The following is a 1,457-nucleotide window of genomic DNA, read 5'->3' on the forward strand; positions in this document are numbered from 1 at the left end:
GGCGGGTTCTATTGATCCCCGCAACACCCTGGAGTTCAGGGAGTTGCGGGGGTCGTGGATTTTGAGGCGCTGAAGGCGAGGTTCTTCGAGGCGCTGGACCAGGAGGACGGCAATGTCGTCGCTGCCGCTCGCGCGGTCGGACTGAATCGCAATACGGCGGCCACGTGGGCCCGTAAGGCCGGTGTCCGCGGCCGCGGCAAGCCCCGCCCGCCCGCTCATCCCGGCAGGGCGGAGTACGAGCGGCTGCGTGCGGCCGGAGTCCGGCGTCGAGATGCCGCCGCGCAGGCCGGCGTCCACGAACGCACTGCCGAGGACTGGGATCAGGGCATCCGGCAGATCGGCCATTCCCGACTACACCCTGACGGCCGCATGATCGTCTATAAGACCGGTGTGACCATCATCAAACCGCCCCTCGCGGCGGTCGACGCACAGCTGCACCCCCGGTTCCTGACCATGGCCGAGCGGGAGACGATCGCCGACATGCGCCGGGCCGGGCACTCGTTGCGGGCGATCGGACGGGTTCTGGGGCGGCCGGCGTCCACGGTCAAGCGGGAGATCGACGCCCGGGCGGTCGATGGCATCTACCGGCCGCACCGAGCCCAGCGAGCCTGGGCCGAGAGCCGGTCACGCCCCAAGGACTCCAAGCTCGCCCAGGACGGCCCGCTCCGCCGGTTCGTCGCGGACAAGCTGCAGGAGCAGTGGTCACCCGAGCAGATCTGCCACGCTCTGGTCACCGAGTTCCCCGACGACGAGGGCATGCGCGTGAGTCCGGAGACGATCTACCAGGCGATCTATGTCCAGGCCCGTGGCGGGCTGCGCCGCGAAGTCGCGGCCGCGTTGCGCACCGGGCGCACCCGCCGCAAGCCGCACCGCAGCCCGGACCAGCGCACCCGCCGGTTCGTTGACGAGATGGTGATGATCTCGAAGCGGCCACCGGAAGTCGAGGACCGGGCGGTTCCCGGCCACTGGGAGGGCGACCTGATCGTCGGTCCCCGCAGCGAGAGCGCGATCGTCACCCTGGTCGAGCGCTCCACCCGCTACGTCCTGCTCGGATACCTGCCTGGCGGACACACCGCCGAGGAGGTCCGCGACGTGCTGGTGCCCTTGATCCAGACCCTGCCCAGCCACCTGCGCGGCTCGCTGACCTGGGACCAGGGCTGCGAGATGGCCGCACACAAGCAGTTCACCCTGGCCACGGGAGTGCCGGTCTACTTCTGCGACCCGCACTCACCCTGGCAGCGCGGATCGAACGAGAACACCAACGGCCTTCTACGGCAGTACTTCCCCAAGAGCACCGACCTGTCCGTCCACAGTCCCGAAGACCTCGAACACGTCGCCCAGCGCCTCAACGGCCGACCACGCAAAACGCTCGGCTGGAAAACACCAGCCGAGCGCCTGCGTGATCTACTGACGGCCACATAAGCCATCAGGTGTTGCGAGGACCCCAAGAATCTGCC

Annotated in this window: 1 protein-coding gene; it reads left to right on the top strand. The window is 68.8% G+C overall.

The features are described 5' to 3' along the window. The first annotated feature begins 243 nt into the window (after positions 1-243). Positions 244-1,422: an IS30 family transposase gene (locus tag IF45_RS0131025; protein ID WP_103487326.1), complete on the top strand. Its 1,179-nt coding sequence runs from the start codon at positions 244-246 to the stop codon at positions 1,420-1,422. The last annotated feature ends 35 nt before the right edge of the window (positions 1,423-1,457 follow it).

It is taken from the genome of Streptomyces albidoflavus (assembly GCF_000719955.1).
In the GTDB taxonomy this organism is placed as follows: domain Bacteria; phylum Actinomycetota; class Actinomycetes; order Streptomycetales; family Streptomycetaceae; genus Streptomyces; species Streptomyces albidoflavus.